This is a genomic window from Paenibacillus sp. UASWS1643, from assembly GCF_008693195.1.
In the GTDB taxonomy this organism is placed as follows: Bacteria; Bacillota; Bacilli; order Paenibacillales; family Paenibacillaceae; genus Paenibacillus; species Paenibacillus amylolyticus_B.
Genome location: NZ_VXKZ01000101.1, coordinates 85,797 through 109,488, shown reverse-complemented (window position 1 = coordinate 109,488; position 23,692 = coordinate 85,797). Strand labels below are relative to the sequence as shown.

Genomic DNA, 23,692 nt, shown 5'->3' with positions numbered 1-23,692 from the left:
CACTCTGTGGGCAAAAAAAATTACAGCCTTCAGTGAAGAAAGCTGCAAATGCCTGATGTATCAAGGTTTTTTTGAATTAAAAAAATTTAAAATTGTAGTGATCTTTCCGATCCAAGACTACCTACATACTGTAAGACAGATACTTCATTTACCTTATTTTCTCAACTAAAGCTTACATCAAAGGTTATCCTGAAGTACAATGAAGACATATCAACTTATTCGCGAAGGAGGTCCATTCATGACCTGGTTGCCTTATGTTTTAATTGTCGGTATCGCCTTGTTTGGAGGTATTGCTACCATGATTATCGGAAATTCCAAAGCCAATCAGACCAGCAACCCCGAATATGATCGCCGCACAAAGCAAAACCTCAGTAAACTTTCCTATGTATATGTTGGTGCGATTGTACTTGGCTTTGGCGGACTAGTCCTCTATCTCTTCAATTAAAGTTATTCAATTCGGCACGTTCGAACACGCCTAGCAGCTTCCGTTTTCATTCAACATTCTCCTGTATATACACACATGTTTACAAGTTGGAGATAATTCAGAATTATTCTGGATATGTTCGGGGTTTAATATAAAGCCATAAGGGACAGCGAGCCCATTAAACAAAACCAAACCCCAACTTGAAGGAGAGATATATGATGAAAAAAAACATGAAGAAATCCGTAGCAACGATGATGGTACTCGGCATGACATTAACAGGAGCAACGGGCGTATTTGCCGGAACGCAGCTGGAGAAAATCTCTGCATACCTTAACCATGGAATCAGCTTTAATGTTGATGGCGCGGCTTACTCACCAACCGATGGCAATGGCAAAAAACTGGCTCCAATTACCTATAACAACTCTACTTATCTGCCTGTACGTGCGCTTGCCGATGCCCTGCATGTACCTGTATCCTATGACAGCAAAAAAGGACAGGTCATTATTGGCCAAGCAACAACCAATCCATCAGCCCTGACGAATGTAACGTATAGCGCAGCACAAAAAGAGGCGATTCAAAAAGCTTTTGCACAATTCGATGGGTTTGAAACAGCTTATGCCCCTCAGCAGATGATCGCAGGTGACACGTTTAAAAGTGTAGGTGCAGGTGGCGACGGCGTCAGCTTTGTTTTCAACCATATGAAAGTGGATGTATCTCCAAGAGATTATTCGGACGGTTATACGAGCAAAGACGTTAAACTGTCCAATGGTGTTATCGCCAAGTGGTACACACCCGATCAAACGGGCATGCTCACCTTCCAACTGGATGATCGCTACGTTACCCTTAGCTCCCCGAATCATAAGCTGAGCCAAACTCAGTTGCAACAAGTCGCTGTCTCTGTTCAAAAGGCAACTGGCAGCAACGATCAAGGGACCACTGCATTCGCTGATGTGAACTATAGCAAACAACAATTGGATAACATGCGTAAGGCATTTGCGAAGTTTGACGGATTCACCACTGCTTATGCCCCACAACATATGGTTGCGGGAGATACGTTCAAAAGCGTAGGTGCAGGCGGCGATGGTGTAAACTTTGTTTTCAATCGTATGAATGTAACGGTATCCCCTAAAGACTACTCGTTCAGCTATGATGGCAAAACGGTAAAACTGCCTAATGGCGTATCAGCCAAATGGTACACACCAGACCAAACGGATATGCTCACGTTCAAGCTGGATGATCGTTATGTAACCCTCAGCTCACCGAATAACCAATTGACTCACACTCAACTGGAGCAAATGGCGGTATCCGTAAAAAAATTGAAATAAACAAAAATAAACACACATCATTTCGGTCCCGCTCTATGAGCTGGGGCTGATTTGGTGTGTGTTACGTATGCTCAAGCTCTGCTGCAAAGACCTCTTCCTGTTCGTCTGTCCCTAATCTGCAATTAACTCTCTGCCTTGTTCATGACCTGGCGAAGCCAGTAATACCGATGCAAGTCCATGATAAAATGGAACACCACAAAAGCCAGCATAATGTATACAGACATTAGCACAACAGCCACAGTCTGCTGTGTAACAAAGGCCAGTGAAATATTGGCCAGAAGATATGCTCCGCCCGTAATCATCGTTAATGTCGCAACAGGCACACCCGTGCTCTTATCCCCTTTTTTACGCTGAGGGGGGTGCTGCAGCTTACGCAAACGAAACTTCACGTACTGGAACAAGGCAAAACCATATACGGCAAATGATCCAATGGCGTACCAAGGTGTCGACAGACCAAGTGTCCCGTAGGCAAACTTCTGTATAATCACCATAAATCCCACAGAACAAACGATGCCAAATACGCCTCGGAACAATACATAATTCAGTTGGAGTCTGCGTGGGGCAGCAATCAGGGCAATCGCCCATATATTCATAAAGGCTAGCGGTGGCACGAGAATATACGCATACAACGATTGGAACGGGACACTGAACACGGGAATAAGCAGAAATACGTTAAGAAAAAACAGGACAAGTATGCCTGCACTCAGCCGAATACCATCTACCGCATAGATAACATAAGGTGAATCATCATACGGTTTTGAACGTTTATTGTTCGCCATTATAGATCTTCCTTGATAGATACGTTTCGTCATGACTACAATGCCAGTTCCGTTAAACGAACAACCCTGCGATAGACCATCGCATCCATCAAATCCTCCCAATCGAGTTCCCTGGCATTAACGTCTCGATAATAGACCGCAGCAGCAGGCAAGAAACCAACCAGCGGTCCTGTACCACCACATATCAGGCTACCGCCGTCCCCGCCTTTGGGCATCACATCCCCACCCGAATCGATCGTAAGCTCATACTTGTAGGGGTCTCCGGCAAATTTCGCTCCGAAGAAATTTGGAAGTTCCAGATCATAAGGACGATCATCCTTTTCTTCCACCCGTGAAGAGTCCGGTTCTGTCGATTCATCCATAAGCTCATCCACGCCTTCCAGACTGCCAAAGTGCTTCAATCTCATTGTATAGTCGAAGCTATCTCCCCAGGGAAATAATGTGCGACAACCGCCGCCATAGATGTACTCCCATTCGTCTTCGGTCAGCAAACCAAACCCCGCCGCAGCTTCCTCCCTCACAACGTCTTCCAACTCTATTCCTTCGTTGAACCACAGGATTCGGACTTCATTCTCACTGTGGCGAATCAGACGAAATTGTTGATGCAATTCATATTCACGTATTTCCGATTGCTTAAACTGCTCCAGTGCTGACGGGAAATCAGGATTTTCCTGTGCAAATGCTTCCTCCTCGGACACTTCAATCCAGCCAAGCGAGATCAGTTCGCATTCAACAAGCATCGGCGCAATAGTAACTTCTCTCACAGGTGACATTTGACTCGCCAGAAACGAATCCACGTCCTCCACACCATACTCACTGACCGTTTCATGCAGGTCGGATGAGGTCTCTTCGTTCATACCATGCTGCCAACGATCCCAGCCAAGCGTTACCTGATCCCCAGGCACAAACACAAATCTCAGCCCCTCCTCCGTAAATACACCTGTCTCCATCCGCTGACCGAATCGTTCAAATGTCTCGAGACCCTCATATACCATACCAACTGGTAACTGACGAACAAGCTTATGCATCCATGCCTCTTTGTCCTGAGTATTCAACTCCTGCCACATGTCTCTTCTCAATGTTTCCATAACTCCCCCCCCACCTTCCCTTATACACTTTCACTTCTCTAAAATGCTTTACTGGCTGGCACAGCACATTCTCACTTGTCTTGTTTACATTTTTATTTCCCTGCGGCCTGCAACAGTTCCAGCAATAATTCCTTCCGTCTTCCCTCCGCTTTGCGAGCGAGCGTTGAGAGCTTCTCCACCTTGCCAAAGATCGGATAGAGTACACGTTCCGCTTCATAATACTCAAGTTCTTGAATCTGTCTAACCAACAGTTCGAGTATTTCTTCATTCTCCAGCTCGGGCTGAATCTTCAGCTTCAGACTATCGGTCGAACGACGCAAGCTGGTGACTAACGCAGGTATGGATTGAGCCGTTACACCCTGTTTTTCCACAAATGCCGCAATAAACTTATCTTGAATTAACTGATGCTCATCATCCACTTCACCCATGTAATATTCAACCAGCGGGAAATACCGCTCATCCACGAGCCCCAGCCCAAAGGTTGCATAACTGCCTGGCATACAGCTTTTCTCTCCCTCGGTATCCTCATAAAACTCGAACTCCTGGATCGCCTCACGCGCATACTCTTCCAGAAGTGGATGCAACTCCGGGTACTCCAGTGCATTGGCAAAGAATCGGTGCGTATCCGACTTCGCGAGTCCCTTGATCGGCAAATACTGTTTTACGCTGGACTTGAGCTTGATCTTATAACTTTTCGGAAAGCCCTGTTTCAATAAATGAGTGATAAAGGTAAGTGCCTGCTGATAGGCGCCGGGCTCTTCCTTCCGAACGTGAATGGTCATTAGAGCAAATACATCATTTGCTTTGCATTCTACTTCTTCCGTCTTCACATAAATAACGTCCTTCGCATACGTACCGCTACCTTCTGTCATCATACGTACCGCACGTTTGCTACCAAGCTGCTTCGCGAGTTCCAGAAAGGTCACACCTTTGGGTTTGCTATAACTCGGCTCAAAACGTAGAATCATGACCGCCGCGTATAACAGCAGATCGATTGGTTGAGTCCCGGATGTTTGCTGCTCCCCATGCTCGTCCAAATGTTGACCTGTCTGTGTTTCAATATTCGATTGAAGCGTTACTCCGGGCTTAAGTGAATATTCATTGGTACGATAGGGCGAAGACTGTACATCATAATACTGTGGCAAAAACTGGTTCTCCGCCCATGACGTCACTGCACGAGTAATCTCACCACGATGTTCCGCAAGTGCATCCGGACGACCCTGATTCAACTCTTGAATCCGGTCATACTGCCTGATGGTCCATGCTACATCCAACTCCGGGAACAGCTTTGGATCGAGCAGATGACTCGTCAAAAAAAAGGATTCCAATGGCTTCGTTGGATATGTACTGTACTCCAGCTTCTTGTCTACATAGGTATGAATACACTCAAGGAGCAGCTGTCTTTTCTCTTCGTTTATCCATTCAAATAAAGTCAGTTGCAACTTGCCTTCGGTTGTTGGGAATTTCCCGCGGAAGGTAAAGCGGTAGTCAATCAAAGGGGAATTTGCCAGCTTGTCCACTCTTCCCTGCACTACCTCTGCAAGCTTAGGCCCGATCTCGTTCCGTACCTGTTCCTCGGTAAAGGCTCCTGCCCGCTTTGATTTCACATCATCATCCAAACCCAGATCCAGGCTGTCTATCGTGGTCCGTCCAGGTTTGTAATCCAGTACAATATCATTAAAAATACCCATTTGCAGTGTAGTTCGCTTCACAACACTTTCCAAGTCATCCCGTTTTTCCTGTTCATCAAACCATTCATGAATCGTCGTAATCATCTCTTCCATCGCCTGGTCATAAAGTGTGCTCATCTAATCTCCTGCCTTCCCATGCATCTTATGTGTTCATCAACCACACTTGAACCGACTTGAACCTCTATGAATCCCGGATCAATCCGGGACATCTATGTTATAAATACGTATTGATGTTCGTATATTACCTATTATTTTACTCTCTCAAGTACAATCGGAACAATAAGGCTTACGCACGGTTGTTCGATAGTAAGAGAGATCTACGGATTCCTTTTTTTTCACATCTATGTAGGCTCTCGGTATGCCCTCGCTATCATCATCCCCACGTTGTATAATCATTGTATTCCTTTTCAGGAGGTCAGACGAAATGAGCTACAGCAAATACTTCCCCTTGGAAAACTATTTGAATCAAGTTTCAATCACCCTTACATATGCAGAGCTTGAGGAGATTCTCGGATTTACATTACCCCCTACAGCGTATAATCGCGAACAATGGTGGGTGAATAATTCCATGAATCATACACAGGCACTATCCTGGTTAAATGCCGGATGGAAGGTGGAGAATGTGATTTTAGGTAAACAAGTAACTTTTGTGCGCTACGAGTCCTAATTGATTATGTATGATATAAATTGTTAGTTATAACTCCAAAGGCTCTATTGTTCCATAAATGTTATTCGAGACAAAAAAAGCAGGGTAGACTGATGATTTCATCAATTTACCCTGCTTTGATATTTTAATTAACTGTTTTATACCACTCGTTCACTTCGGCGGTAATATCATCCCCGCCCATGGATTTCCACTTCGTCACAAACGCATCAAATTCCTCAATGCCCACCTGACCATAGATGATCTTGCTGAACGTATCCTTCTCCAGCTTGTCGATTGCATCCTTCTTCATTTTCATCGTCTCGGTTGGTGCTCCCGTGAACTTGTTCTTGATCGCATTATCTTTATTCGCAACGACCACTTCAGCGGCTGCAAATACTTCGGGTTTGTTGGCAATTTTCGTATTTTTCTCAAAAGGCGTCTCCGGTTCTTTACCCTTCGCAAGTTCCGCCAACGTATCCATCATCAGATTCGGAATCCGTGCACCATCATACGTAATCGTATATTTGAGTGGTGATACGCCGTCCTTCACTTCAGCTTCACCAACAACTTTGCCATCCACGATGTCATAGTCATATCCTTGCGCAAATCCATGCTCGAACTCGCTGCCCACTTTCGGGTTGGCAAAATTGTCGAACAAATAATTCTGATATGTGAAGAAAATCTCCGGGTTCGCCATGTCTTTGTTAATCAGCACAACGCCGTTACTTGCACCAGATCCATGCTGGTGGCTCTCACCTGTTGGCCCTGTAAGGAGTGCAATGGCTTTGTACGTGGCACCATCCACATTTTTCTTCACATCATCAATCGGCCAGTTCGGCATCCAGTGTGGCCCCACGATAATGCCCGCTTTACCTGCGGTGAACAATTCTGCTGCTTTAATCTCGTCATAGACACCCGCTTCTTTGGGCAGGTAACCTTTGGACAACCAATCCTTCATTGTCGCGAGGCCTTCCTTCACGCCTGGCTGAATGGAGCCATATTGCAGTGTTCCGTCTCCAGCATCATTCCACTGTCCAGGCATCGTGTTGTACATGCCGAAGATCCAGCCGGATTCCGTCATCCAGGTATTGAGCGCATTTTTCATGCCCACGGTCAGACCATAGGTATCTTTCTTGCCGTTTCCATCCGGGTCCTGATTTGTAAAAGCATCCATGACCGTAACCAGCTCATCCATGGTTTTTGGTTCTTCCAGTCCCAGCTTCTTCAGCCAGTCTTCCCGAATGAACATGACCGAATCGCCGTTGTACGCATAATCGAAGATTGGAATGCCATAACGCTCGCCCTCATACATGTATGGATACCATTCTTCCGGTGCAGATTCGGATGCCTGTTTCCATGTGTCCGAAGCATACTTGTCAAATAGCTCGCCTGCATTCGCAAATTTGCCGGACTCAATTAATTCCCGGACCAGATTGTAGTCTCCCCGAATGGATACGATATCCGGCAGTTCTTCGTTAGCGGACAGCGACAAGCGCAATTTCGTGTAAAATGCATCATTCGTTACCGATACAGCCCACGGTGTGGTCAGATCGATGCCGAGTCGTTCCTTGGCCCATTTCGTATGCACATTGTTCTGTGCCGTTTCCCCATTCTTGAACTTCGTATCATCATTCCAGGCCCGCAGATAACTCATCTGTACCGCAGGTTCATACTTCCCGTCTTGCAGAGCAAGTGGTGCAGCGGCTTCCTTGGCCGGTTCTTCCTTGGCCCCCGAACTGCATGCTGTTACAGCAACCATCGTTATTGCAAGCAATGCCGTCATCATTTTTCTATACATGAACTAACCCCTCCTCAGGTAACTTGGATACCCTTATGTGCCAAATGCACCTTACATGAAAAGGATAGTGCAGCCGGGGAGGCAAACATATATCACAATTTCAATGTTCATATCGATTTGTTAACCGTTCCGAAAATCCTGCGGGGTCAGTCCATAATGTTTGCGGAACACTTGAATGAAATAAGGGGTGTTGTTGTACCCCACTTCCTGACCAACTTCATAGATCTTCATGGCTGTATGTTTGAGCAAATGAACCGCACGTTCCATTCTGGAACGGATAATGTAATCACTAATGCCTTCCCCTGTGGATTGTTTATACATTTTCGACAGATATACCGGGTGCAGATGCACCTCTCCGGCAATGACCTGCAACGATAAATCCTCCCCCAGATGATGGTCAATCCATTGCTGCACCTGCCTGATCAGCGTGGATCCGGCATCCTGTCCCGCATCGCTGGTGCTCTCGGCCCACTGCTGCATCACAGACCGAGTCCACGTTTCCAGACTACGCAGCGAGATGCCATAACCATCCTTGAGCAGCTGCTGGTACTGCTCGCCAAGCACTTCGGCTAACTGTCTTCCTTCCCGGTGAGCCATATAGGAGAATGCCGCCGCCAAATAATGAAAAGCCACATACACATGTTCGGGAAACACACTGTTCGAAAGTTCGGCAAAGATCTGATCAATCTTACGGTGTGCATCCTCCATGCGTCCGGCTTCCAGTAACGTCGTCAGACCCGGCGGTTCATACAGCGCTGCAAGAGACTTCAACGTGGCCCCATTGGTTCCTGCCGCCGCATTCAGATGTAATCCTTTGCCCGCATCGGCCTGCTTGCGAAGCGCACTGACGGCTTGATGATATAGCTGAGGCACCTGATCTGGGAAACGTCCCATACGACTAACGGACAGGGAAATGGTCGCGTTCAGATACTGCCTCACACTGTGAAGCAACCGTTCTCCAAGTCGGCCCATTAGCACTTCCGGTTCGGCTTGGGTTTGTTTGGGGCTGGCCATAAAGACCAGATCATCATAGGCGTCATCCGTATGGCAGAGATGATAGGTGCTGCCGTAGATCTCTTCCACCACATTGGAGATGGCGTACTTCATCAGTCGAAATGCTCTATGTGTGGGTTGATGGTCATCATAACGAATGAGCAGCAGTTGCATTTTATCCTGTGGGCGGAACCCGATCTCCAATTGCTCCAGCTTGCCTTCGAGTTCAGCATCCGCAAATTTATGTCCTAACAGTACATCCTTCATCAGCTCCGCACGCCTCTCGGGCAGATGTTCCCTTACCGAATACATGGCCCGCTGATGCAGCATTTGTTTCTCACCCTCCAGGCGAATCTGTACTGCGGCCTGCTGCACGGATTCGATCAGTTCCTCATCCCGGACCGGTTTGAGCAGATAACTGACTGTCCCATGTTTGAGCGCCTGCTTCGCATAATCGAAGGATGCATGCCCCGATAAAATAATACATTTGGTCTGTTCCCACTTTTGCCGAATGTGACTGACCAGATCCAGACCGGACAGACCCGGCATGCGGATATCCGTGATAATAATATGAATTGAATGTGTTGCCATATGTTCCAGTGCCTCTTTGACTGAATAAGCTTTGAATACCTGACCAATCCCGTGTTCTCTCCACGGTATCGAGACAGCGATCGACTCTACTGCCGAATGTTCATCATCCACGACCATCAGATTCATCATACATATGTTCCTCCTCAAACCATCGAATTTCTACACTAAGTCCACCATAGGGAATCGCTCCAAAATGAAGCCCGGACGACAGCCCATATCGCGTAACGAGACGCTGGTGCACATTCCACGTGCCTGTTCCAATTTCCTCACCCATCGGTTCATTGATCTCCCGTTCCAATTCGGCAATCTCTTCCGCTGTTAGCGTGACACCGTCATTGTCAACAAACAGGCTATATCTTGTATATTTGCGTCCCTCAATATGTTCGGGTACCGCCATCCCCGTTACGACGACATGCCCACTGCCTTCCATCGGTTCGATGCCGTGGATCACTGCATTCTCTACAATAGGCTGAATGAGCAGCCGCGGAATGTGGAGCTGCATCAGTTGCTGCGGTACGGCAATCTCGTAAGTCAGACGGTTGGTCCGCATCTGTTGAATGGACAGATAATGGTCCAGCAGCCGGATCTCTTCTTCAACTGTTGTCATGTCATTTTCGCCCCGCGTAATGTAGCGATAGTAGTCTCCCAGACTTAGCGACATGGCAATAACCGCTTCACGGTTGCCAAGCTGGGTCATATTTTTGATATAAAACAGGCAGTTGTACAGGAAATGCGGGTTGATCTGTGATTGCAGATGTTTCAATGTCGCTTCCCGTGAGCGAATACGTTCCTCGTATACCTTCTCGATCAATTCCTGAATCTGCTCCGCCATATGGTTGAAACTCTGGGTGAGATACGCGAATTCGTCACGGGAGTGATCGACTGGAATCCGTGTGGACAGCTGCCCTTTGCGAATCTGTTGCAACCCTCTCATCAAACGATGGATGGGCACCTGAACTTTTCGATACAAAAGCAGTGCGGCCCCGATACTGAGCACGAGCAGTAACAATATGGAGGTAATAAACATATTTCGGCTCTTGTCCATCGGGGTTAACAAATCATCCAATACCACCGGGTTCACGTATACTGCTTGCAGTTGTTTGGAGTGCACGTAACTGACCAGATACTGTTTACCGCCCACCTCCAGCTGATGATTGCCTTCCCTCTCCGGTCCGTTAAAGGGGATATCTCGCATGATCGCTTCGACCAGTTCGGGGTCCGCCGTACGGTTCAGCAACGGATCATTACCTGGTACGAGCAAGAAAGGATCTCCTCCCTGCGTTTCTTTGAAATCATCCAGCATGGCAACCACGTTCATCGGGTCAAAATTAATCTCCATCACCGTTCGCACGCCTGTGTTCACCGGCTTTTCATTCCACTCGTAGTTATCCGTGAAAAAGTAGGTGAAACTCCCCTGCTCCAGCTGCCATTGGCCAGGTTGCGGGAACGTCAACATCTTTTCATCATAGACCGTCCGGCTGGACATGGTGGATAACACAAGTTCCGCTTGTGGCAGCACAATGGTAATATCGTTCTTCCAGCGGCTGGTGGACTGGTACAATGATAATTTGTCGAGAATATCCAGATAGATGCTGTTTTTCTCATATTGGCTGGTTGAGTCCGTCATGTACCGGTAGTGCAGGATACTCGGATCTCGCAGCAATGTCAGGCCATACAGCGAGAGCTGCTCGATATTTTTATCCACCTGAGAACTGAAATAATTGAACTGGTTCAGACTCGACTGTTGTTTCTCTTCAACGACCATATCCACATTTGCCTGGTTCGCATACGTATAGAGCAGCAGAATGGGTACGAGCAGGCAGATTAAGAGAATGACCGTTTTCGCAAATACTGTGAATTTCATCGTTTCACCCTGTCCCTGAATTTGAAGTCGTTCTATACCGAAGTCCTATTTTATATTGAAAACCCTTACATTTCTAGTTGATTTTATATTCGCCCGCTTTCCTGCAACTTGTAATTCTATGTTTCCATCAACAAGTTAATATTTCAACATCCGCATTGAAATGTTGTTCTATAGTCCGCCCTTTTCCGTTGCTATAATTCAGTTGCTCCACTCTGTGCAGAGGCTTTCTCGCCTCATGTTGTCAGGGTTGGACGAGATAAAGGAGGGACCCTGATGGCTATCGAACAACCGTTAACAACCCATACGCCGGTGCGAAAAATGACACCCCATCCAAGCAAACGTACCCGCTGGAATTTCAAACGCACGTGGCCGCTGCATCTGATGCTGCTGCCTGCTGTACTGCTCACATTGCTGTTCGCCTATGTGCCCATGGGCGGCATTATTATTGCTTTTCAGGATTTCAAACCGTGGCTGGGGTTCACTGGCTCCAAATGGGTGGGCTGGGACAACTTCCGGTTCATGTTCGAATATCCCGACAGCGTTCAAGTCATCTGGAACACGGTACTGATCGCTTCAATGAAAATTGTGGCCGGACTTATCGCCCCTGTGGTGTTCGCCATTTTACTGAATGAGGTTCGGAACTCCACGTTCAAACGTTTCTCACAGACCTTGGTGTATCTGCCCCATTTCCTGTCCTGGGTTGTCCTGGGCGGCATTTTGCTCGATATGTTATCACCGGAAGGTGGGCTGGTAAACCAGGTGCTGGCGGCGGCTGGCGTTGAACCGATTTTCTTTCTGGGGGATGGCGACTGGTTCCGTGTAACGGTGGTTGTCAGTGATGTATGGAAGGAATTTGGATTCGGGACAATTGTATTTCTGGCAGCACTTGCGGGCATTAACCCGGCATTGTACGAGGCTTCGGAGGTAGATGGGGCAACACGACTTAGACAGACATTGCACATTACCCTGCCTGCCCTTGTGCCGATGATTATCGTGGTGGGTACGTTATCACTGGGCAATATCCTGAATGCAGGCTTTGACCAGATCTTTAACCTGTACAATCCGCTGGTATATGAGAAAGGCGATATTATCGATACCTTTGTCTACCGGATGGGGATTTTGAATGGCAAAATGAGCTTTGCGACCGCTGTTGGACTATTCAAATCATTTGTCGCGATGTTCCTGGTCATCTCTGCGTACCGGATGGCGTACAAAATCGCCAATTATCGTATTTTCTAAAAGGGTTAGCATAATGCATTAAGGAGGAATCAAGGTGTATCACAAAACAACCGGGTACCGTATATTCAATGGTTTCAACCTGATATTCATCGCGGCCGTCTCCATCCTGTGCATCCTGCCGCTGGTCCATATTCTGGCTGTTTCCTTCAGTGGTAAGGCGGCAACATCCGCCAATCTGGTGACACTTTGGCCGATTGATTTTACGGTGGACGCCTATACCAAAACATTTGGTAACAGTAACTTTCTCAGTGCACTCTGGATTTCAGTCCAGCGTACGGTTCTGGGCACACTGCTCAGTATGACACTTGTCTTCCTGACGGCTTATCCGTTATCCAAGGAAAGTCTGCACTTCAAGGGACGTTCATTATATGCGTGGTTTTTCATCTTCACGATGCTGTTTAGCGGGGGATTAATTCCGTCTTATATCTTGATCCAGAAGCTTGGACTGATTAATACAATGTGGGCTCTCATTTTGCCGGGGGCAGTGGCTGTCTGGAACCTGATTCTCATGATGAACTTTTTTCGCAACGTACCGAAAGAACTGGAAGAAGCTGCATTCATCGATGGAGCCAATCATATCACGACCCTGTTCAGAATTTATCTGCCTGTATCCATGCCCGCTATTGCGACGATTTCTTTATTCACGATGGTAGGTCAGTGGAATTCCTGGTTCGACGGGCTGATCTATATGAATGATGCTTCCAAATATCCACTCGCCACGTTAATGCAGACCATAATCGTACAGCAGGATTTCTCCAACATGAACGTGGACGCGACGCAGCTCCAGAACATGTCTCAACGTACGGTGAACGCGGCTCAGATCTTTATTGGCGCTCTGCCGATTCTGCTCGTGTATCCGTTCTTGCAACGTTTCTTCGTAAAGGGAATTGTGCTCGGGGCGGTAAAAGAGTAAGGCAAACACACGGAATCCCTTCTTGGAATTCTTTGTTCAGAAAGATCATGATTTCAGTTGTTTCGAGTTCGCTCTCCCGCGAGTTGCGTTGTTATATTCATTAATTAACTCATCCAGCACCATGGATTGGCGAATAACCTCTGGATGCCATAGTTCCGGGTATTGAGCTGCAATCTGGTAGAGCCTTTGCCGTGCATGTTCGATACATTCCTGAATGGTTTCCGGATTATGTACCATACTCCCGCCCCCTGTTGTCCTTGAATATCATCATCCAAAAATGACCATCTAATATAATATTCGGAACAAGAGGGGATTTGGATTACCCCAAAATTAAAATTTTGGTTATTTTTCTTGTAAAAGTTATTATTAGCGTGGATCACATGAGTTGATGTGCATATATGTTCAATACAAATAAACCGGATCGGCTGTAGCCTGTCCGGTTATATTTCTGCTGAGTTTTTCAATTTTCTCTATCATGCTCCATTCATCTTAATCCAACATCCTTAAAACGATTGCCTATCGTCTCTGGAAAGGCACGTTTAATGGCATTAATGGCACGTTGTTCCGTCGCCCCTGCCTTTCGGATAAGCTTAATCACGTTTTGCACACAGTCTGGTTCTCTCGAATCCCAAGAGATGGAGTCATCTATCACCTCAACGATCATTGCATACAGGTTTGCGAGCAGCTCATACTCGTTTATTACCTGATCCATTTGAATGGACAGATGCTTAAGTCCTGCAACATAAGAGGCAATATCCAATCTTGATTTGGCATAATAGCGAAGTACAGCTGCCGCTTGTTCTGTGTCATAGGTTTCTGTCTGCAAAACAAAAGCAATAGCGGCATACGCAGCCGCCCCACAGGCGTAATCTTGGGGTGGCAGCATATAGTCATGGGTTTCCCATTTGTACACGGCCTGGATTAACGATTCCTTGCAGACTTCCCATTGATCTATCGGTGCACAAGCTTCCAGCACCTGATAGTACCAGTAGGGTGTACTGTTTCTCCCCAACGAATCATAGGGCAGACGAATGACTTCATTCCCCTTACTTTCACAGATGAATAGCACCCGCTCCACATCATCATATCCAGTAACAATGACAAATTGATCGTGCCAGAGAATTGCACCTATGCCTCGGTCAATGGAAGCTTTAATATCCAGCAGAGCCTGCTTCTGATATAGGGGGAAGGTTGGTTCGAACGAAAAGCCAGCTGCCTGGCTCGCCGTCACACCAATGAAGTCAGCTGCGACAAAGTTCTCTGCCATCCAGTTGTAAGCCGAAATTGATTCTGACGTCAGACGCCGATTCACCACTAATCGGAAAGCACTTGCTGTCATACCTGCAATCATATATCGCGGGAAATCCGTCCACAGTTTATGTAATAAAATACGATACATCGCATCTGTATACGTGCTCACACCGCTCAATGACCTATATTCATCAGCAGAATTCACAGGCGGGGATTGAATCCAGTCCTGCAGTACTACTCTTGCGGCCATCCTCCTTCTCTCCCTTCCTCTCTCATTCTATCGCGCGGAATGTGCTCCCCACCGTGGTATCGTGGACCGTTTAAGGTCAGGATACTTTCTGGATATCATTCGAAAATAATCAATAGCCTGCTCTTCCAATGCTTTTGCCTTCACTAGTAACTGTACTAGATCTTCTGTAATGTCTGGTCGCAAGACACGTCTATTCTCCTGCTGAACCATGTATCCTTTCATTTGGTCAATTAACGTCCCAAGCTGTTCATAACAGGTACAAGCCTGGTCCAGTTCGTTCCATATCCCTCGAACATCCTGCAAATACATTCTAATTTCGGTTCGCGAATGGCAGAAGGATTCCAAAATATAACCCGCACCCGACTCATCAAAATCCCCACTCCGCAGGGCCAGTACCCAAACGTCATATGCCTTTCTACCTGAAGCAATATTCTGATCAGGTAACAGACGATAGGGAATATCCCAATCCTCAATCGCCAGTCGCAGGGATTCCAGCAGCATCTGTTGTTCCGGGATGCGGACCTGATCACCGAATACCTGACAATACCAAAATCCGGTAAAATTCAGGCCGAAATTGTCATACAACAAAATCTGCGGTTCCTTGCTCCATCCGTCCTGCACATAAAAGATACGGTCACTGTCATCATATCCATGAATAACACCGAACTCAGGAATCCAGTAAATCACACCAGCGCCTTCATCAATACTCCGTCTCACCCAATTCACTGCATCCTGCTGGTAATAACCAAACGTGGAATGACGTGTACGTCCCCCATCCCAGATCGTGAATATCCCCAAGTTATCAACTCCGGGACGATGCGCTTCCCCCCATTGTCCATACGCTGTAACCGACATGGGAAGTAGTCTGCGATGCACCGACAGCTTGAAAGCCATGCCCGTATATCCGGCAAGTACAACCTTGGAACCTTGAAACTGGCCTGTATGGGTTAGTATCGCATGCAGACTATCCACGTACGATTTGGACTCCCGCTTCATGATGAGGTTATCTAAAATATTCTCAGCCAAGGACGGATCTTCTCCTCTCTATGCTGCTTTATTCCACGTTTTGCTTACGTTGTATCGAGAGCCTGCCAATTAATCCTTCTGCGCTTTGCTGAAGCTTGCGTCTAAGCCACCCAGGAGATAAAAGTTCCTCCCATTCGCTAATAAACAAATGCTGCAAGAAAGCGTCCGTGTCATAAAATTCAATTGAATAAATCTGATCTCGCCTAGCCTGGATACGATACCCTTGCCAGAGGTCCATTTGCTGCAATTCCTTCAAGCGAATCTCAGCTACAAACGGTTTAGGCACAGGCAGTGGTTCTTCCCATCCACCTAGGAGGGCATCTGACCTGTACTCAAATCTCTCATCCAAAATCGATACATGAACAATGCCCTCCAAGCGAATCGCCACTTGCTGCACAGGATCTGCTTCATAACCCACCACGTAATCGGCATTGAACTGGGATATCATCTTTAATGGACACAAGGAAAACTGCCGTTCTCCATCATGATCCCTGTAATGAATATGTACTCTGCGCAAGTCAGTTATGGCATGGGACAATAGTTCAAAGGATTGCAGCTGCTTCGGTTGCGCCGAAAACACTGGAAGTTCATTACTTCCCATCTGTTGTTCCTCCAGCGTAAAACGCTCCAGTAAATGCGCTACACGTTTCACCGCGTCCGATTGATCATAATCGTAATGTCGATAGCGGTGTGCCAAATATTTCAGCACACGCTGCTCTTCTTCTGTCATATATAAATGGGGCAATCGAAAGGTCTGATCCTCGTAACAATAGCCCCGATATTTCGCCATATATACCAAGGGGGCGCGCAGGGAGTTTGCCATATATTCAATATCACGCTGAGCCTGACGACGAGAAATCTCAAATTCACGAGCAAGCCAGCTGCTGTTAGGAAAACGTCCACCCCGAATCTGTTCGTCAAACCAGTGAATCCGATGCATATTACTCATCTTCCCGCCCCCGATCTCTTCCGGTCCTAATTCACTTATTATATCAAAAGACATGGCCTGTTCCGAAGAACAGGCCTGATATGTCAGACGTGTGCCATATCCACTCTGGATTGCACAGCTTTGAAGCATTTCTTGCATACCTTCAAACTTGTACCGTCTGTTTTCGTTCGCGTATACAACAATTTAATTCGGGTACTGTTGCACACCGGGCATGTTCCCCGGCCCCTGGAAGGAAGACTCCACAAGATGCGTCCTCTTTTGGTTTTTGCCAATGGTAGTGAACCTCTTTTCGATATGGTTTGTGTGTTCACCGTTATTATATATGGCATGGTACGACACAGAATGTCGCATCAGTTTTAAAGATTGTTCAAAAAGTCCCCAATTGATCACGAAGTAGCCCAAGAAGCGAACTCGACATCGAACCTTGCGTTCACCTTCTCGATGCTGAATCGTTGATTTTTTGAACATGCCGTATTAGAAAATAAAAAATGTCCCCTCTTCGACCTGAAGAAAGGACAACATTTAGGAAAGATCTGTGCTCGACTGAGCTGCGGCCTGCAATAACGGTTGCAGGAGTCCTGGAAAGCGCGTTTCCAAATCATCGGATCGCAGGGTGAGAAAATGCTGTGTACCCTGCACTCTGACCCGAATAACTCCGGCTTCCCGCAGGGTTCGAATGTGGTGTGACATCGTTGACTTCACAACAGGTGCATGAAAATGACTGCACGGTTGCTCTCCGCTTCTGGCTGCTTCCGCAACAATCCCAAGGCGAGTCGGGTCACTCAGCGCATACAGTACGGAGGAAAGTTCAATATCTGACACCTGTGGATGATGTAAAATTTTCATACGGTAGTCTCCTTTTTTCAGACTATGCATTGTATTCTAACACAGATCCATGATATATTTCTAATGTTCGACACCAATCGAACTTTAATGATTTCGTTATGAAACCCCTGCTGTCAGGCACGGGATTGACATCATACTACATTTTGCAAATGTTACACACCGTTTCTGAAATGTTGCGAAATACACATCACTTTAGGAGGTTTTTATGAACAACACCGCAACCGCATCATCAGGGGAACGGACCGGAATACAGGAAGGATTAATTGTAAGCTTGCTTGGCTTCACGGTTGTACTCGTTGTTATGAATACAATGATGTTTAATCTGGCGCTGCCCAAAATTGCAGCCGAATTCATGCTTACTTCCGTCGCTTCCTCATGGATTGTTACAGGGTATTCCATTGTATTTGCCATCTCCTCGATTACGTTCTCACGTCTATCGGATTTCATACCTATTCGTACATTATTCACGACCGGGCTTACGTTACTTGGTGCGGCATCCGTTCTCGGGTTCTTCAGTAATCATTTCATCATTTTGCTCATTGCACGCCTGATTCAGGCTGCAGGTGCTGCTTCGGTTCCGGGGCTCGCCATTGTGCTAATTACCCGGTACATTCCAAATGATCGCCGGGGTAAATCGATGGCTGTCATCATGTCCGCGAGTTCACTGGGGCTTGGACTTGGTCCCGTCATCGGCGGAAGTATTACTCAGTTTCTGGGATGGCATGATCTGTTTATCGTTACGGGATTAACGTTATTCCTGATTCCTGTATTCTTCAAACTGCTTCCGCGAGAAACACCGCAAAAAGGTTCATTTGACCTGTTGGGTGCTGTGCTTCTTGCCATTGGTACTACGGGTGTACTGTTATTCCTGACTTCCCGTCAGTGGTTCACGCTTGTTATCGGTGCTGCGGCACTGCTTCTATTCTGGCTCCGAATTCGGCGCGCGGCAGATCCGTTTGTTCAACCTGCTTTGTTCAAAGACAAAAAATATATGATGCTCAGCTCGCTGGGGATTGTATCGTACATTAATAACTTCTCAACGTTGTTCCTGTTACCGCAAATTTTGGCACATCTGTATGGACTGACCCCTGCTCAATCAGGACTCGTCATCTTCCCGGGCGCAGTCGTGTCCATGCTGCTGTCCAACCGGATCGGCCGCATGATTGACCGACATGGCAATACGTTGCTGCTGAAGTTTGCACCATGGCTGCTACTGGCAGCTGCCGGGCTATTCGCCTTATTTGCAGACAATAACATCTACGCCATTATGGCTGTCTATGTCCTGCTCAGCGTTGGCTTCTCTTCCCTGACCACCAGCGTCTCCAACGAATTGTCTGGCAATCTGACCATGGATCAGGTGGGCGCAGGTATGGGACTGTTCCAACTTAGTCAGTTCTTCAGTGGTGCCTTCAGCGTTGCTGTTACTGGCGTAGCATTAACGGCGATGCAAAACATGCCGCTATCCTCAGCGTACACCAATATTTTCTGGGGCATGACTGTGGTCGCAGTCGCATCGGTTATTTTCTCTCAGGTGTATCTAAGAATGCAGTCACGGAAAGTCACGAAAACAAGTAAACGGATCTAACATTATATTTAACCAAAAGAAGTCAGGAAGGGACTCTCGGGTTCTGAAGCTGGCTTTTTTCAATCCCATTTTTTCTGTGCATGTGTCAGCTGCCCTATCCCACTAACACAAAACAGCCCCAAGGACGCGTTCATCACGCTCCTCGGGGCTATTATTTTACGGTTGATCAACTTCTATATTCTTCTACACTGATTATACTATTCAAACAGGTCCAAACGAAGACGTTTCAGACTTGTATGTTTGATGTACCACTTACCGTCGATTTTGACAAAAGTTTCGTGGTAGTGCCCAAATCCGTGGAAGGATTTGTTTTCATTGCCCTCCGGGAACGTTACCCAATCTTCCATTGGGGAGATGACCTTCGCTTCATTCTCAGATACAAATTCAACTTCGGCGCTATGAACATGATGTACGGTTACGGCAACATCCACTAGATCACGGAATACTTGTACGATGGTGTCACGGCCGGTTAGTACCGGAATTGGATTGCCTTCTGTGCTGAAATCGGCCACTGCATCGGGAGCAAACACATCACCCAAGGTGTCCCATTGTTTCGTATCAATATAGCGGCAATAACGCGCCTTAGTGTTCCGAATGTTTTCCAGCGCAAGCAATTGTTCCAGTCCTGTGATCGTTGATGTTGATTGGCTCATGTGTTGTCCCTCCAGAGATGTAAAATGTGATGTAAGATTGAATCAAGTATGTATGCACCTATACCTTCCTTATTGTACCATTCGACTTCTATTAGGCACAACGAAACAAAAAATCTTTCCTTACCTCTCGCGAGGTTGGGGAAAGATCTGGATATACCTATGGTAGACGAGTTAATCCCATCAATTCAAGCCTCACTTCTAGCCCCAAGCTACTGCTGTGCACTCCAACTCTTCATCTGGGAAGCCAGTTCTGACATTTTTTTATTGTTCAAAAAACTTTCCATCTCTTCTTCCGCCTGCACCATCACCTGCTGGATCAAACAGCCTGCGTTATGATTCTGGGAACATTCGAACAAGGATGCCTGACCTTCAATCGCATGAATGATCTCCAAGAAGGAAGGATCCGGATTTTTACGACTAAGCCGGTAGCCACCATTGGCGCCAGAAGTCGATTCGATCATGCCCGCCTTAACCAATTTGGTCAATATTTTGGACAGATAGGTTGGTGATACCTTCTGCAATTCTGCAAGTTGGTGGACACTAACCAGCTGTTCGGGGGCAGTACTTACAAGATGAAGCATGGTATGCAAAGCATAATTTGTTGCTTTTGAATATTTCATGAGGGCACCTCATTATACACGGATTTAATTTATCCATAATAGACTTGATTGAGCTCTCTGTCAAACCACTATGCCTAAAGCGCTGGCCACATTGAAAGGATACGGGTTAATTGTGATACAATCCGCGGTAATCCGTAGGTGTCATCCCCTCATGGGCCATGAACTGGCGGTTAAAATAACTGGCATTGGGATACCCCGCTTCCTCCGCGATTTGTCCAATGTTGGCCGTAGGCCGTTCGAGTAACCATTGCTTCGCCATCTGTAGTCGTGAACGAGTGATAAATTCCATAGGCGTCATCTCCACAGCACTCTTGAACATTTTGCAAAAGTAATACGAACTCACACCTGCGAGATCCGCCCAGTCCTGTAACAGGAAAGGTTGACAGGCCTCTTGCTGCATCTGTGGAAGAAGTGCAAGAACCCGACTCTCCGCCTTACTTGTGGTACGTGTGCTCTTTAAAGGTACTGCATGTTGCACGAACTCGGCGAGTACGGCATAGGTCAGTGTGGATAGCTGAGCCGGACGCAGCATTGTGTTCTGTTCCGCTTCAGTGAGCAAGGCCAGATGAGCCTCTTCCCAAGAGTTGCGTTGCCGCAGTGTCCACAATAGATTGCGGTGTAACCCCCGCTCGATCATATAATCATGCAGACGTTCACCGTAAAAATGAACCCATCGTACATCCCATGGATCATCTTCACTACTATAATAATGCTGTCGCTGCTGCGGGAAATAGAGTACAGCCTGACCTGCGCGAAGCTCATGCACCACCCCGTCCACTTCCACATATCCCTTGCCCGCAGCGACATAGTGAATATTAAAGTTGTTCAGTGCGCCAGCCTCACGCAACACGGAATGCTGGACGTGGTCCATATAATGTCCAACGGACTCGGGATAACAAAAATATGGAATATCCTGCAGAGTAAGCAATACGGTTTGTCTCATCATAGCCGGTTCTCCTTGATCAACAATAATGTGTTAACTAACCTCAATATATTATCATTTTAATTCATTGGTCTATTCTTTATAATCACAATATACATTCATCCACAGGAGGATACAACACATGAATTCAGTTCAAAAATTGCGTTGGGGCATTCTTGGTAGCGCTAGCATTGCTGTGGAATCCGTCATTCCAGGCCTGCAGCAATCCGAGTTGAATGAAGTAACCGCGATTGCCAGTCGAGACGAAGATAAAGCCAAACAGACGGCCGAACAACTTGGGATCGACAAGGCTTATGGCAGTTATGAAGCTTTGCTCGCTGATGATTCCATTGATGCCGTATATATCCCACTGCCGAATCATCTGCATCGGGAATGGACGATCCGGGCTGCTGAAGCAGGCAAACATATTTTATGCGAAAAACCACTGGCTCTGACAGAACAGGAAGCTCAGGAGATGGTTCAAGCTTGTGCAGATGCAGGTGTGCATCTCGCGGAAGCATTCATGTACCGTCATCATCCACGTTATGAGCAGATCAGGGATATCATCGCCAGCGGTGAGATCGGTGAGATCCGTGGTATGCACAGCACATTTTCATTTAATAACTCCAATGCATCCGGCAATGTCCGCTTTCGGAAGGAGTGGGGTGGAGGTGCACTGTATGATATCGGATGTTATTCCATCAGCGTAGCACGTCTGCTACTTGGTCAGGAACCAAGTGCAGTTACCGTTATTGGCATGTTCTCCCCACAGCATGATCAGGTCGATATGATGGCTTCCGGACTGCTGGAATTCGACAATCACGTTGGCGTGACGTTTGACAGCAGCATGTGGGCATCCTTCCGCAACACGCTCGAAGTTCTAGGTTCTGATGGCATCATTGAGGTGCCGTCGGCCTTTATCGGTCGTCAGGACCGCAGTTCCAACTTCTATGTAACGGCTGGCGGTGAACGCAAAGAGATTGAAGTTCCGCAAGTGAACCACTACGCTCTACAGGGAGATGACATAGCACGTGCCGTACTTCAGGGCAAGGACCTGCGGTTCGCCCCTTCCGATGCAGTAGCTAATATGAAAGTGCTGGAAGCTTGCCTTCGTTCAGCGGAAGAACGTACACGAATTACACTATAATTGAGAGGATGAACTGACTTATGGAATATATCGAAATTGCTGGTGCAGGCAAACGCGTCTCCCGATTGATTAAAGGAACCGATTATTTCGTGCATAGTGCTTACGATAAAGCAGCTACGAACATGGATGCTTTTCTATCGATTGGCGGTAACACTGTAGATACAGCACATATCTATTGTGGTGGACAGAGTGAAGAAGTCCTTGGTCGTTACATGAAGGAACGTGGTAACCGCGACCAGATCGTCATTCTCACCAAAGGCGCGCATCATGACCAGAATGGACCACGTGTGAACGCTGATGCCATCCGCAGTGACCTGACGGAAAGTCTGGAGCGTCTTCAGACAGATCACGTAGAGATGTATGCCTTGCACCGGGATGATCCTAATACCCCTGTCAGTGTCATTCTTGAAGCACTGAACGAACATATTGAATCCGGTAAAATCGGCGCAATTGGCGCCTCCAACTGGACTTGGCAGCGGCTCGAGGAAGCCAATGCGTACGCTGCGGCAAATGGCCTGAAAGGCTTCACCTTCAGTAGTCCAAATCTCAGTCTCGCCAAAGCAAACGAACCGTTCTGGGAAGGCTGTGTGTCAGCAGATGCAGAGACACTGGCATGGCATGAGCAAACCAAGCTGCCATTGCTATCCTGGTCCTCCCAAGCGCGCGGTTTCTTCACGGGAAGATTCACACCTGAAGTTCGCGATAACGAAGATCTGGTGCGTGTATTCTACAGTGATGGCAACTGGGAACGGTTACGCCGGGCTGAACAATTGGCTAATTCGAAGAAAACATCACCTATTCAGATTGCACTCGCTTATGTATTGAATCAGGCGTTTCCAACCTGTGCCCTGATCGGTGCTCAGAATCAGGCGGAACTGCTGTCCTGTGACGAAGGGTCCCGCATCACGCTGACTCCTGCTGAAATCGCATGGCTGGATCTGGGCAGTGATGTACCTGCTGGCATCTAAAGAAAGTTAATCATTCTATCATTTAAAAATAATGACTCTAAAGGGCTGATTATCCGCGATAGCGCGGAATATCAGCCTTTCTGCTGTGTAAAAGCGATCCAATACTGTAAACCCTATTGCACAA

At 47.0% G+C, this 23,692-nt stretch carries 23 protein-coding genes; 8 read left to right on the top strand and 15 right to left on the bottom strand.

Annotated elements, in window-relative coordinates; genetic code table 11:
- Positions 1 to 238: 238 nt before the first annotated feature.
- A complete protein-coding gene (locus FE296_RS08710; RefSeq protein WP_124118176.1) occupies positions 239 to 445 on the top strand; it encodes a hypothetical protein in 207 nt (68 codons plus the stop codon).
- A 197-nt stretch (positions 446 to 642) separates the two neighbouring features.
- Positions 643 to 1,749 carry a stalk domain-containing protein gene (locus FE296_RS08705; RefSeq protein WP_150364790.1) on the top strand — a complete coding sequence of 369 codons (1,107 nt, stop codon included), beginning with the start codon at positions 643 to 645 and terminating at the stop codon, positions 1,747 to 1,749.
- Positions 1,750 to 1,871: 122 nt separating this feature from the next.
- Here the strand turns inward: FE296_RS08705 and FE296_RS08700 are convergent, their stop codons facing one another.
- The 3 genes from FE296_RS08700 to FE296_RS08690 form a co-directional block, all read right to left on the bottom strand.
- The gene (locus tag FE296_RS08700; protein ID WP_150364759.1) at positions 1,872 to 2,528 is read right to left on the bottom strand and encodes a hypothetical protein; all 657 of its coding nucleotides are present in this window, start codon (positions 2,526 to 2,528) and stop codon (positions 1,872 to 1,874) included.
- A gap of 35 nt (positions 2,529 to 2,563) precedes the next feature.
- Positions 2,564 to 3,616, bottom strand: coding sequence for a hypothetical protein (locus FE296_RS08695; protein ID WP_150364758.1), 1,053 nt, complete (start codon positions 3,614 to 3,616; stop codon positions 2,564 to 2,566).
- 92 nt (positions 3,617 to 3,708) lie between these two features.
- Positions 3,709 to 5,424 (bottom strand): DUF6138 family protein, encoded by a 1,716-nt coding sequence (locus FE296_RS08690; protein WP_150364757.1) that lies wholly within the window; start codon positions 5,422 to 5,424, stop codon positions 3,709 to 3,711.
- Between the two features lie 307 nt (positions 5,425 to 5,731).
- On the opposite strand from FE296_RS08690, the gene FE296_RS08685 reads away from it, so the two are divergent.
- Positions 5,732 to 5,974: a DUF7662 domain-containing protein gene (locus tag FE296_RS08685; protein ID WP_150364756.1), complete on the top strand. Its 243-nt coding sequence runs from the start codon at positions 5,732 to 5,734 to the stop codon at positions 5,972 to 5,974.
- A 124-nt stretch (positions 5,975 to 6,098) separates the two neighbouring features.
- Here the strand turns inward: FE296_RS08685 and FE296_RS08680 are convergent, their stop codons facing one another.
- The 3 genes from FE296_RS08680 to FE296_RS08670 form a co-directional block, all read right to left on the bottom strand.
- Positions 6,099 to 7,751, bottom strand: coding sequence for an extracellular solute-binding protein (locus FE296_RS08680; RefSeq protein WP_150364755.1), 1,653 nt, complete (start codon positions 7,749 to 7,751; stop codon positions 6,099 to 6,101).
- A gap of 120 nt (positions 7,752 to 7,871) precedes the next feature.
- Positions 7,872 to 9,464 (bottom strand): response regulator transcription factor, encoded by a 1,593-nt coding sequence (locus FE296_RS08675; protein WP_150364754.1) that lies wholly within the window; start codon positions 9,462 to 9,464, stop codon positions 7,872 to 7,874.
- Complete coding sequence (locus FE296_RS08670) at positions 9,439 to 11,199, bottom strand: sensor histidine kinase (RefSeq protein ID WP_124118184.1); 1,761 nt, start codon at positions 11,197 to 11,199, stop codon at positions 9,439 to 9,441. The genes FE296_RS08675 and FE296_RS08670 overlap by 26 nt, the downstream gene beginning before the upstream one ends.
- A 318-nt stretch (positions 11,200 to 11,517) precedes the next feature.
- Between FE296_RS08670 and FE296_RS08665 the strand changes: the two genes are divergently transcribed.
- Together FE296_RS08665 and FE296_RS08660 are read left to right on the top strand one after the other, a co-directional pair.
- A complete protein-coding gene (locus FE296_RS08665; protein WP_150364789.1) occupies positions 11,518 to 12,438 on the top strand; it encodes an ABC transporter permease in 921 nt (306 codons plus the stop codon).
- 34 nt (positions 12,439 to 12,472) lie between these two features.
- Entirely contained in the window at positions 12,473 to 13,351 is an 879-nt protein-coding gene (locus FE296_RS08660; RefSeq protein WP_150364753.1) for a carbohydrate ABC transporter permease, read from the top strand.
- Between the two features lie 45 nt (positions 13,352 to 13,396).
- Here the strand turns inward: FE296_RS08660 and FE296_RS08655 are convergent, their stop codons facing one another.
- From FE296_RS08655 to FE296_RS08630, 6 genes are all read right to left on the bottom strand, one after another.
- On the bottom strand, positions 13,397 to 13,588 hold the full coding sequence (locus FE296_RS08655; RefSeq protein WP_124118185.1) for an aspartyl-phosphate phosphatase Spo0E family protein: 192 nt from the start codon (positions 13,586 to 13,588) through the stop codon (positions 13,397 to 13,399).
- Positions 13,589 to 13,835: 247 nt separating this feature from the next.
- Complete coding sequence (locus FE296_RS08650; protein WP_150364752.1) at positions 13,836 to 14,852, bottom strand: hypothetical protein; 1,017 nt, start codon at positions 14,850 to 14,852, stop codon at positions 13,836 to 13,838.
- A gap of 27 nt (positions 14,853 to 14,879) precedes the next feature.
- Positions 14,880 to 15,878 (bottom strand): cysteine peptidase family C39 domain-containing protein, encoded by a 999-nt coding sequence (locus FE296_RS08645; RefSeq protein WP_223868821.1) that lies wholly within the window; start codon positions 15,876 to 15,878, stop codon positions 14,880 to 14,882.
- Between the two features lie 28 nt (positions 15,879 to 15,906).
- On the bottom strand, positions 15,907 to 16,956 hold the full coding sequence (locus FE296_RS08640; RefSeq protein WP_223868820.1) for a helix-turn-helix transcriptional regulator: 1,050 nt from the start codon (positions 16,954 to 16,956) through the stop codon (positions 15,907 to 15,909).
- Positions 16,911 to 17,099 carry a hypothetical protein gene (locus FE296_RS33235; RefSeq protein ID WP_124118189.1) on the bottom strand — a complete coding sequence of 63 codons (189 nt, stop codon included), beginning with the start codon at positions 17,097 to 17,099 and terminating at the stop codon, positions 16,911 to 16,913. The genes FE296_RS08640 and FE296_RS33235 overlap by 46 nt, the downstream gene beginning before the upstream one ends.
- A gap of 250 nt (positions 17,100 to 17,349) precedes the next feature.
- Positions 17,350 to 17,673: an ArsR/SmtB family transcription factor gene (locus FE296_RS08630; protein ID WP_105601952.1), complete on the bottom strand. Its 324-nt coding sequence runs from the start codon at positions 17,671 to 17,673 to the stop codon at positions 17,350 to 17,352.
- Positions 17,674 to 17,878: 205 nt separating this feature from the next.
- Between FE296_RS08630 and FE296_RS08625 the strand changes: the two genes are divergently transcribed.
- Complete coding sequence (locus FE296_RS08625) at positions 17,879 to 19,258, top strand: MFS transporter (protein WP_150364751.1); 1,380 nt, start codon at positions 17,879 to 17,881, stop codon at positions 19,256 to 19,258.
- Positions 19,259 to 19,455: 197 nt separating this feature from the next.
- Here the strand turns inward: FE296_RS08625 and FE296_RS08620 are convergent, their stop codons facing one another.
- The 3 genes from FE296_RS08620 to FE296_RS08610 form a co-directional block, all read right to left on the bottom strand.
- The gene (locus FE296_RS08620) at positions 19,456 to 19,911 is read right to left on the bottom strand and encodes a nuclear transport factor 2 family protein (protein ID WP_150364750.1); all 456 of its coding nucleotides are present in this window, start codon (positions 19,909 to 19,911) and stop codon (positions 19,456 to 19,458) included.
- Between the two features lie 209 nt (positions 19,912 to 20,120).
- Positions 20,121 to 20,531, bottom strand: coding sequence for an RrF2 family transcriptional regulator (locus FE296_RS08615; RefSeq protein WP_091019160.1), 411 nt, complete (start codon positions 20,529 to 20,531; stop codon positions 20,121 to 20,123).
- A 106-nt stretch (positions 20,532 to 20,637) separates the two neighbouring features.
- Entirely contained in the window at positions 20,638 to 21,477 is an 840-nt protein-coding gene (locus FE296_RS08610; RefSeq protein ID WP_124118192.1) for an AraC family transcriptional regulator, read from the bottom strand.
- A 118-nt stretch (positions 21,478 to 21,595) separates the two neighbouring features.
- Here FE296_RS08610 and FE296_RS08605 point away from each other — a divergent pair, with 118 nt between their 5' ends.
- Both FE296_RS08605 and FE296_RS08600 read left to right on the top strand, forming a co-directional pair.
- Positions 21,596 to 22,600 (top strand): Gfo/Idh/MocA family protein, encoded by a 1,005-nt coding sequence (locus FE296_RS08605; RefSeq protein ID WP_150364749.1) that lies wholly within the window; start codon positions 21,596 to 21,598, stop codon positions 22,598 to 22,600.
- 20 nt (positions 22,601 to 22,620) lie between these two features.
- Positions 22,621 to 23,568, top strand: a complete 948-nt coding sequence (locus tag FE296_RS08600) for an aldo/keto reductase (protein ID WP_124118194.1) — start codon at positions 22,621 to 22,623, stop codon at positions 23,566 to 23,568.
- Positions 23,569 to 23,692 lie beyond the last annotated feature (124 nt).

Coding starts and splice junctions, on each gene's coding strand:
- FE296_RS08710 (WP_124118176.1), top strand. CDS start 239: ATGACCTGGTTGCCTTATGTTTTAATTGTCGGTATCGCCTTGTTTGGA.
- FE296_RS08705 (WP_150364790.1), top strand. CDS start 643: ATGAAAAAAAACATGAAGAAATCCGTAGCAACGATGATGGTACTCGGC.
- FE296_RS08700 (WP_150364759.1), bottom strand. CDS start 2,528: ATGGCGAACAATAAACGTTCAAAACCGTATGATGATTCACCTTATGTT.
- FE296_RS08695 (WP_150364758.1), bottom strand. CDS start 3,616: ATGGAAACATTGAGAAGAGACATGTGGCAGGAGTTGAATACTCAGGAC.
- FE296_RS08690 (WP_150364757.1), bottom strand. CDS start 5,424: ATGAGCACACTTTATGACCAGGCGATGGAAGAGATGATTACGACGATT.
- FE296_RS08685 (WP_150364756.1), top strand. CDS start 5,732: ATGAGCTACAGCAAATACTTCCCCTTGGAAAACTATTTGAATCAAGTT.
- FE296_RS08680 (WP_150364755.1), bottom strand. CDS start 7,751: ATGTATAGAAAAATGATGACGGCATTGCTTGCAATAACGATGGTTGCT.
- FE296_RS08675 (WP_150364754.1), bottom strand. CDS start 9,464: ATGATGAATCTGATGGTCGTGGATGATGAACATTCGGCAGTAGAGTCG.
- FE296_RS08670 (WP_124118184.1), bottom strand. CDS start 11,199: ATGAAATTCACAGTATTTGCGAAAACGGTCATTCTCTTAATCTGCCTG.
- FE296_RS08665 (WP_150364789.1), top strand. CDS start 11,518: ATGACACCCCATCCAAGCAAACGTACCCGCTGGAATTTCAAACGCACG.
- FE296_RS08655 (WP_124118185.1), bottom strand. CDS start 13,588: ATGGTACATAATCCGGAAACCATTCAGGAATGTATCGAACATGCACGG.
- FE296_RS08650 (WP_150364752.1), bottom strand. CDS start 14,852: ATGGCCGCAAGAGTAGTACTGCAGGACTGGATTCAATCCCCGCCTGTG.
- FE296_RS08640 (WP_223868820.1), bottom strand. CDS start 16,956: ATGCTTCAAAGCTGTGCAATCCAGAGTGGATATGGCACACGTCTGACA.
- FE296_RS08630 (WP_105601952.1), bottom strand. CDS start 17,673: ATGAAAATTTTACATCATCCACAGGTGTCAGATATTGAACTTTCCTCC.
- FE296_RS08625 (WP_150364751.1), top strand. CDS start 17,879: ATGAACAACACCGCAACCGCATCATCAGGGGAACGGACCGGAATACAG.
- FE296_RS08620 (WP_150364750.1), bottom strand. CDS start 19,911: ATGAGCCAATCAACATCAACGATCACAGGACTGGAACAATTGCTTGCG.
- FE296_RS08615 (WP_091019160.1), bottom strand. CDS start 20,531: ATGAAATATTCAAAAGCAACAAATTATGCTTTGCATACCATGCTTCAT.
- FE296_RS08610 (WP_124118192.1), bottom strand. CDS start 21,477: ATGATGAGACAAACCGTATTGCTTACTCTGCAGGATATTCCATATTTT.
- FE296_RS08605 (WP_150364749.1), top strand. CDS start 21,596: ATGAATTCAGTTCAAAAATTGCGTTGGGGCATTCTTGGTAGCGCTAGC.
- FE296_RS08600 (WP_124118194.1), top strand. CDS start 22,621: ATGGAATATATCGAAATTGCTGGTGCAGGCAAACGCGTCTCCCGATTG.